The 7,625-nt window shown below is 64.2% G+C and carries 6 protein-coding genes; 5 read left to right on the top strand and 1 reads right to left on the bottom strand.

Annotated elements, in window-relative coordinates; all coding sequences use genetic code 11:
• The first annotated feature begins 140 nt into the window (after positions 1-140).
• Positions 141-881, top strand: coding sequence for a 3-ketoacyl-ACP reductase (locus tag KH616_RS18400; RefSeq protein WP_292249137.1), 741 nt, complete (start codon positions 141-143; stop codon positions 879-881).
• Positions 882-988: 107 nt separating this feature from the next.
• Positions 989-1,552: a polyhydroxyalkanoate synthesis repressor PhaR gene (phaR, locus tag KH616_RS18395; RefSeq protein ID WP_292249134.1), complete on the top strand. Its 564-nt coding sequence runs from the start codon at positions 989-991 to the stop codon at positions 1,550-1,552.
• 100 nt (positions 1,553-1,652) lie between these two features.
• Here phaR and KH616_RS18390 read toward each other — a convergent pair whose 3' ends face one another.
• Positions 1,653-3,740 carry a bifunctional diguanylate cyclase/phosphodiesterase gene (locus tag KH616_RS18390; protein WP_292249140.1) on the bottom strand — a complete coding sequence of 696 codons (2,088 nt, stop codon included), beginning with the start codon at positions 3,738-3,740 and terminating at the stop codon, positions 1,653-1,655.
• A gap of 910 nt (positions 3,741-4,650) precedes the next feature.
• Between KH616_RS18390 and rimO the strand changes: the two genes are divergently transcribed.
• The 3 genes from rimO to KH616_RS18370 form a co-directional block, all read left to right on the top strand.
• Positions 4,651-6,012 carry a 30S ribosomal protein S12 methylthiotransferase RimO gene (rimO, locus tag KH616_RS18380; RefSeq protein ID WP_292249131.1) on the top strand — a complete coding sequence of 454 codons (1,362 nt, stop codon included), beginning with the start codon at positions 4,651-4,653 and terminating at the stop codon, positions 6,010-6,012.
• 3 nt (positions 6,013-6,015) lie between these two features.
• Positions 6,016-6,942 (top strand): sugar kinase, encoded by a 927-nt coding sequence (locus KH616_RS18375; RefSeq protein WP_292249129.1) that lies wholly within the window; start codon positions 6,016-6,018, stop codon positions 6,940-6,942.
• Positions 6,943-7,094: 152 nt separating this feature from the next.
• Positions 7,095-7,625: hypothetical protein (locus KH616_RS18370; RefSeq protein ID WP_292249126.1), on the top strand; the 531-nt coding region annotated here is incomplete at its 3' end.

Raw genomic sequence — 7,625 nt, 5'->3', positions numbered from 1 at the left:
GGCATGGGCGTGGCGCTCGCGGTCGAACGTCCGTAATCCGCCTTTCGGCACCGGCCGGGCCGCGCGTCCGTCCGGCGCCGCGTGAAGTCAGAGGACGCCGCTCGGCTACTCTCGAAACCGAAAAAAATGGAGTGAGATTCATGTCCCAACGAATTGCTTACGTAACCGGCGGTATGGGCGGCATCGGCACCAGCATCTGCCAGCGCCTGCTGAAGGACGGCTTCAAGGTGGTCGCGGGTTGCGGCCCGAATTCGCCGCGCCGCGTGAAATGGCTCGAGGACCAGAAAGCGCTCGGGTTCGATTTCATCGCGTCGGAAGGCAACGTCGGCGACTGGGATTCGACGAAGGAAGCGTTCGACAAGGTCAAGGCCGAAGTCGGCGAGGTCGACGTGCTGGTCAACAACGCGGGCATCACGCGCGACGTCGTGTTCCGCAAGATGACGCGCGAGGACTGGAACGCGGTGATCGATACCAACCTGACAAGCCTGTTCAACGTGACGAAACAGGTGATCGACGGCATGGTCGAGCGCGGCTGGGGCCGGATCATCAATATTTCGTCGGTGAACGGCCAGAAGGGCCAGTTCGGCCAGACCAATTACTCGACCGCGAAGGCCGGTATCCACGGCTTCACGATGGCGCTCGCGCAGGAAGTCGCGACGAAGGGCGTGACGGTCAACACCGTGTCGCCCGGTTACATCGGCACCGACATGGTCAAGGCGATCCGCCCGGACGTGCTCGAAAAGATTGTCGCGACGATCCCCGTTCGCCGCCTCGGCGCGCCCGACGAGATCGGCTCGATCGTCGCGTGGCTGGCATCGAACGACTCCGGCTTCGCGACCGGCGCCGACTTCTCGCTGAACGGCGGCCTGCACATGGGCTGAGGCCCGTGGCCGGACCGCACGGTCCGGTGTTTCGATCGCGCCCCGCCGCCCGCATGCCGGGCGGCGGGGGTTCGTCACTGCGCTACGCTGGCACTCAAAGGCGTTACATGACTACTACAAAGAAAACGGGCGAGCGGCTCATCAAGAAGTATCCGAACCGCCGGCTTTACGATACAGAGACAAGCACCTACATCACGCTCACCGACGTGAAGCAGCTGGTGCTGGATCAGGAGGACTTCAAGGTCGTCGATGCGAAATCCAGCGAAGACCTGACCCGCAGCATCCTGCTGCAGATCATCCTTGAGGAAGAGAGCGGCGGCGTGCCGATGTTCTCGTCGTCGATGCTGTCGCAGATCATCCGTTTCTACGGACATGCAATGCAAGGCATGATGGGCACCTACCTGGAAAAGAATATCCAGGCGTTCATCGACATCCAGAACAAGCTTGCGGATCAGTCGAAGAACCTCTACGAAAGCAACGCGATGAATCCGGAAGTCTGGTCGCAGTTCATGAACATGCAGGCGCCGATGATGCAGGGCATGATGAGCAGCTACATCGAACAGTCGAAGAACATGTTCGTGCAGATGCAGGAGCAGATGCAGAACCAGGCGAAGTCGATGTTCAGCACGTTCCCGTTCAAGCAGCCGGGATCGGAGCCGGAAAAGAAGTGACCGCGGAGCCCGGGCAGAGAAATTTGCCGGGCTGACGCGGTACAGGGCAGGCCGCGTGGCCTGGCGCCACGCGGCCTGCCCGCATTCACAATGCTTTGTCTTACTGCTCGGCGAGCGACACGATTTTCGGTATGACAGCGGGCGGAGCGTCATGGCGGGATCCGGTCAGCGTGATCTGGCCGCTGTCGACAATCTCCGCGAGCGGCAGCGGCCGGCCGATCAGGAAGCCCTGGGCTTCGTCGCAGCCTTCGTCCGCAAGCAGCGCGAGCTGGTCGGGCGTCTCGATGCCTTCCGCCAGAATGGGAATCTTCAGGCTCTTACCCAGCGCAAGCACCGAGCGGATGATGGCGCGGTCGACCGCGCTTGCCTCGGCGTCGGTCTCGGCCACGAACAGCTGGTCGAGCTTGATCTTGTCGAACGGGAAGGAGCGCAGCGTGTCGAGCGATGAATAACCCGTGCCGAAGTCGTCCAGGACGACACTCACGCCCAGCGCCTTGATCTGCCGCAGCGTATGCAGCGCACGCTCGCGATCGGCAAAGATGGTCGACTCCGTCAGTTCGAGCTGCAGGCGCGCCGCTGGCAGGCCGGTGCTGGTCAGCACATCGGCGACGAGCGTGGCCAGACTGACGTGCATGAACTGCGCAGCCGAAACATTGACCGCCACCATGTACGGCGGATCCCAGGCCGAGGCCTCCTTGCACGCTTCGCGCAGCACCCATTCCCCGATCTCCAGAATCAGGCCGTTCTCTTCGGCAAGCGGGATGAATTCCGCAGGCGGAACGAACCCGTGCGTCGGATGCTTCCAGCGCAGCAGTGCCTCGTAGCCGCAGATCTCGCCGGTCGAGAGGGAGGCCTGCACCTGATAGTGAAGGCTCAGCTGGTTGTCGGTGAGCGCCGTGCGCAGATCGGCGGCCAGGCTGCGGCGCGCGCGCACCAGTTCGTCCATCGACGACTCGTAGAAGCAAATGGTGCGCGTCATGCTGCCCTTGGCGCGGTACATCGCGAGATCCGCGTTGTTGATGAGCCCCGTCTTGTTCGGCGCGTCGTCGGGATAGATCGATACCCCAAAGCTGGCGCCCGGCACGACTTCGTATTCATCCAGCCGCACGGGCTTGTGCAGGACGGCTTCCAGCCGGGCGAGGAAGTCCGGCAGATTCGTGCCGTCATCCATGCGGCTGATGGCGGCGAATTCGTCGCCGCCGATTCGCGCTACGAATTCATTGTTTTCCAGCATGTTCGTCATGCGCCGCGCAAGGATGCGAAGCACTTCGTCGCCGGCATGATGCCCGCGCAGGTCGTTGATTTCCTTGAAGCGGTTCAGGTCGATCCCGATGAGGGCGAGTCGTCCGCCGCGCTCGTTGGCCAGTGCGATTTCGAGATCCAGACGTTCGTTGAAGCTGCCCCGGTTCGGCAGGCCTGTCAGCGCATCGCTCAGCGCCATCTGGCGCAGATGTTCGAGCGACTCGGCCCGGACGTTGCTGTCGATCAGGTAGCTCACGAGCCCCGTGCAGACGATCACGAGCGACATGCCCGCAATGGCGAGCGCGAGCGTGTGCAGGGCGCTCGTGTCCGAGAATTCGCCGCCAACATTCAGCGGCGTCACGTTCAGTGCCGTCATCCCGGTGAAGTGAAGCGCGAGGATCGCGAGGCTCAGCATGCCGGCCATGTGATTGACCGCCTGCGGATCCGGGCGCATCGCAAGATGCAGCGCGGCGGCCGAGAGCGTGACGGAAAGGACGATCGAGGCAACCAGATAGCCGATGTCCCACGACACGATGCCCTGCACCCGCCACGCGATCATGCCGGTATAGTGCATCAGCACGATCGCCAGACCGACGATGGCGCCGCCCAGCGCAGGTGTATAGCGCGTCAGGCGGGTGGCTGCCACCGTGAAGCCGATGGTGCTGCCGCAGAGCGCAATGAGCAGCGAGAGGACTGTCAGGGGCGCATTGAGGCTGACTGGTGCGCCTGTATTGAAGCCGAGCATCGCGATGAAGTGCGTGCACCAGATCGCCACGCCGGCCGAAATGGCCGTGAGGAACTCCCAGCCGATCTTCTGCGTGCCGGTCGTGCTCAACGTCCGCTGGAACAGCCGGGCCGTGACCCACGAGCCGGCGCCGCACAGCAGCGCGGAGAGAATCACGAGCCAGATATTGTGCTTGTGAACGATACAACCTAACACTGTCATCACGACACTACTTCCCTTTAGCAAACGCTTCGCTTACCGGTAGCCGGCTGGATCTGCCGGGCGGCCATGCCTCGCTGTCCGCTGGTTTTCACGAGAAACAGATGAGCCGCATCCGGAGCTTGCATCAATAACGGACAACCGTTTTGAGATCTGAATCTGTCAATAAACGACGCAAACGTTTCTCAACAATATTTAACGTTTGGTGGCTGGAGCGGCTCTCTGAAACACCGGACATCGCCGCTCACTTAACCTGGCAGGCATAAGACTGTGTTTTTGACTCACACCCGGCAGGAAGTGATGGCCGTGTTGACATACTTGGAGCGTCGGCGACGCTCGACGGCGGAACAGCGGCTGGCGATGGTCCGCGAGCGTTTCGAGCGAGATCGGGCGTATATTACCCGGCCGCAGCCGGTGAACGGGGCAGATCAGTTGCTGATGCGATCGAGCGACGAATTGCACATGGAGTCTCCGTTTGCCGGGGCGCGGATGCTGGCGCGTCCGCTACGTCGGGAAGGCTATGAGATGGGTCGTCGCCGAGTGCGGACGATGACGATGATGAAGTGGTCAACCAATCCCGGACACTGCGTTAAGTTTCTCCGAGCGTCCTCACTCAGTCCGATGCCCCTTCCGATTATTCCGTAAGCGTGTCGCCAGCCGGTCGGCATCCGACCCTCCTCGACGGCGCGAAGGAACATGCCGAGCGCGCCTCGCCGGACGTGGCGCGGAGGATAGGTCGACAACCCCTCATCCCGAAGTGAAAGGGACGCATCAAGCGCCATTTCACGACCGGCCGTCCATCGCGCTGCGTATTCAAGCTGCCGATCAACGCCGCCACCGGCTGCTTGTTTTGGGTCGCTGAACCGTAAATAGCTGTAAACTCTCGGTTTTGCCGCCACACCCATTATTCCCGATGTCCCAATCCCCCAAAGTCGGCTTCGTCTCCCTCGGGTGCCCGAAAGCCCTCGTCGACTCCGAGCAGATCATCACCCAGTTGCGCGCGGAGGGCTATGAAATCTCCGGCACCTACGACGGCGCCGATCTCGTGGTCGTCAACACCTGCGGTTTCATCGACGAAGCCGTGCAGGAAAGCCTCGACGCGATCGGCGAGGCGCTGACCGAAAACGGCAAGGTGATCGTCACCGGTTGTCTCGGCGCGAAGAAGAGCGCGAGCGGCTCCGGCCTGATCGAGGAAGTGCATCCGAAGGTGCTCGCCGTCACCGGTCCGCATGCGGTCGGCGAGGTGATGCAGGCGGTGCATTCGCATCTGCCGAAGCCGCACGATCCGTTCGTCGATCTCGTGCCCGCCGCCGGCATCAAGCTCACGCCGCGTCACTACGCGTACCTGAAAATATCCGAAGGCTGCAACCACCGCTGCACGTTCTGCATCATCCCGTCGATGCGCGGCGACCTCGTGTCGCGTCCGGTCGCGGAAGTGATGCTCGAAGCCGAGAACCTGTTCAAGTCCGGCGTCAAGGAACTGCTCGTGATTTCGCAGGACACGAGCGCATACGGCGTCGACGTCAAATACCGCACCGGCTTCTGGAACGGCCGCCCGCTCAAGACGCGCATGACCGAGCTCGTCGGCGCGCTCGGCGAACTGGCCGCGCAATACGGCGCGTGGGTGCGCCTGCATTATGTCTATCCGTATCCGCACGTCGACGAAATCATCCCGATGATGGCCGAAGGCCCGCTCAGGGGCCACGTGCTGCCGTATCTCGACGTGCCGTTCCAGCACGCGCATCCGGACGTGCTGAAGCGGATGAAGCGCCCGGCGAATGCCGAGAAGGTGCTTGAGCGCGTCAAGAAGTGGCGCGAGATCTGTCCGGACCTGACGATCCGCAGCACGTTCATCGCCGGGTTCCCGGGCGAGACGGAAGCGGAGTTCGAGACGCTGCTGGACTTCATCCGTGAAGCCGAGCTCGATCGCGTCGGCTGTTTCGCCTACTCGCCGGTCGAAGGCGCGACCGCCAACGAGCTGGACGGTGCGCTGCCCGACGAGGTGCGCGAGGAACGCCGCGCCCGTTTCATGGAAGTGGCCGAGGAAGTGTCGGCGCAGCGCATCCAGCGCAAGGTCGGCCAGACGCTCAAGGTGCTGATCGACGAAGTCGGCGCCGAAGGCGGCATCGGCCGCACGGCGGCGGACGCGCCGGAAATCGACGGCGTCGTCTATGTCGAGCCGGCGGCGAAGGCGTCGAAGCGCTACAAGGTGGGCGACTTCGTTTCCGTGAAGATCACGGGCGCAGACGGTCACGATCTCTGGGGCGAGGTGTAACGGATGTCGGTGCAGTATCCCGCGATCCTCGCGCTCGGTGAGGCGATGATCGAGTTCAACCAGTCGCGGCCGGGGCATCCCGAGTTCCTGCAGGGCTTCGGCGGCGACACGTCGAACTTCTGCATCGCCGCGGCGCGCCAGGGCGCGTCGGCCGGTTTCGTATCGGCCGTCGGCGACGATCAGTTCGGCCGCCTGCTGTGCGAGCTGTGGCAACGCGAAGGCGTCGACACGGATTTCGTGCGTATCGACCGCGATGCGCCGACGGGCGTGTACTTCGTCACGCACGGGCCGAACGGCCATCAGTTCGACTATCTGCGCGCCGGGTCGGCCGCCAGCCGCTACGCGCCGGACGACTTGCCGCTCGACGCGCTCGCAGCCGCGCAGGCGGTGCATCTGTCGGGGATCAGTCTCGCGATCGGCACGGCGGCGTGCGATGCCGCGTTTGCGGCGATCGGGCATGCGCGCAATCACGGTGCGAAGGTCAGCTTCGACACCAATCTGCGCCTGAAGCTGTGGCCGCTGCCGCGCGCTCGCGCGGTCATGCGCGAGGCGTTGCGTCTCACGGATATCTGCCTGCCCAGCTGGGACGATGTCACGGCGCTGACGGGCGCGGACGATCGCGATGCGATTGTCGATGCGATGCTCGAGCTCGGCCCGCAGGTCGTCGCGCTCAAACTCGGCAAGGAAGGCGCGTACGTCGCGACACCCCACGAGCGGCGCGTCGTGCCGGGCTTTGCTGTCGCGGCAATCGACGCGACGGGCGCGGGCGACTGCTTCGGCGGCGCGTTTGTCGCACGGCTGGTCGCGGGTGACGACCCGTTTACTGCTGCGCGCTATGCGAATGCGGCCGCGGCATTGTCCACGACCGGCTATGGCGCCGTTGCGCCGATTCCGCGCAAGGATGCGGTGGAGCAATTGTTGCGCGGCTGACGTGCCTGCGGCGCGTCAGCCGTGCCGCAGGGTGCTTTCGTTCGGGAAAGACGCTGTGCGGGATACGACGCATCCGGGCGGCGATATGGATCGGCGGCGGCCAAGGGCGCGCCGCGATTGTCGAGCGAATCTGACACAAGGAGAGCAGGACGGTGGGTCGATATACGGGATGGCATCGGGCGCTTGTCGTGGCGTGCGCGCTGGCGGCGGGCTCGGTCACGACAGCGGCATGCGCGGCGGACATGCGGGCGGCGCAGGCCGATGCCGCAAACGCGCAGCAGGACGACACCGCGCCTGCTCGGCCGCTCAAACCCAATCCCGCCTTTGCTCGCCTGCCGCGTTACGAAGGGACGCTCGGCGCGCGGCAGATCGTCGTGCGCCTCGGCCCGAAGGACGACGAGCCGGGCGTGCATGGCGAATACCAGTTCGCGGATACCGGCGAGGTGGTGCTGCTCGCGGGCGACCGCGACGGCGATACGCTCGAAGTCGAGGAATCGAACGACGGCACCAATATCACCGGCGTATGGATCGGCCGCTTCGATGCGTCGGGCATGCTCAAGGCCGACCGCATGAACGCGGACGAATCCGATCCGCAGCCGGTCGTGCTCCGGCCGGCCCACAGCGCGCGCGCCGTGCTGCAGGTCCGCGACGGCCGCACGCAGGCGATCGAGACAGTCGGCGGC

The organism is Burkholderia sp. (assembly GCF_018375725.1).
Lineage (GTDB): Bacteria > Pseudomonadota > Gammaproteobacteria > Burkholderiales > Burkholderiaceae > Burkholderia.
This window is presented reverse-complemented; position numbering and strand designations above follow the sequence as displayed.

What these genes read in the sequence shown, in the direction of transcription:
- KH616_RS18400 (WP_292249137.1), top strand. Translation starts at nt 141, where the DNA reads ATGTCCCAACGAATTGCTTACGTAACCGGCGGTATGGGCGGCATCGGC.
- phaR (WP_292249134.1), top strand. Translation starts at nt 989, where the DNA reads ATGACTACTACAAAGAAAACGGGCGAGCGGCTCATCAAGAAGTATCCG.
- KH616_RS18390 (WP_292249140.1), bottom strand. Translation starts at nt 3,740, where the DNA reads ATGACAGTGTTAGGTTGTATCGTTCACAAGCACAATATCTGGCTCGTG.
- rimO (WP_292249131.1), top strand. Translation starts at nt 4,651, where the DNA reads ATGTCCCAATCCCCCAAAGTCGGCTTCGTCTCCCTCGGGTGCCCGAAA.
- KH616_RS18375 (WP_292249129.1), top strand. Translation starts at nt 6,016, where the DNA reads ATGTCGGTGCAGTATCCCGCGATCCTCGCGCTCGGTGAGGCGATGATC.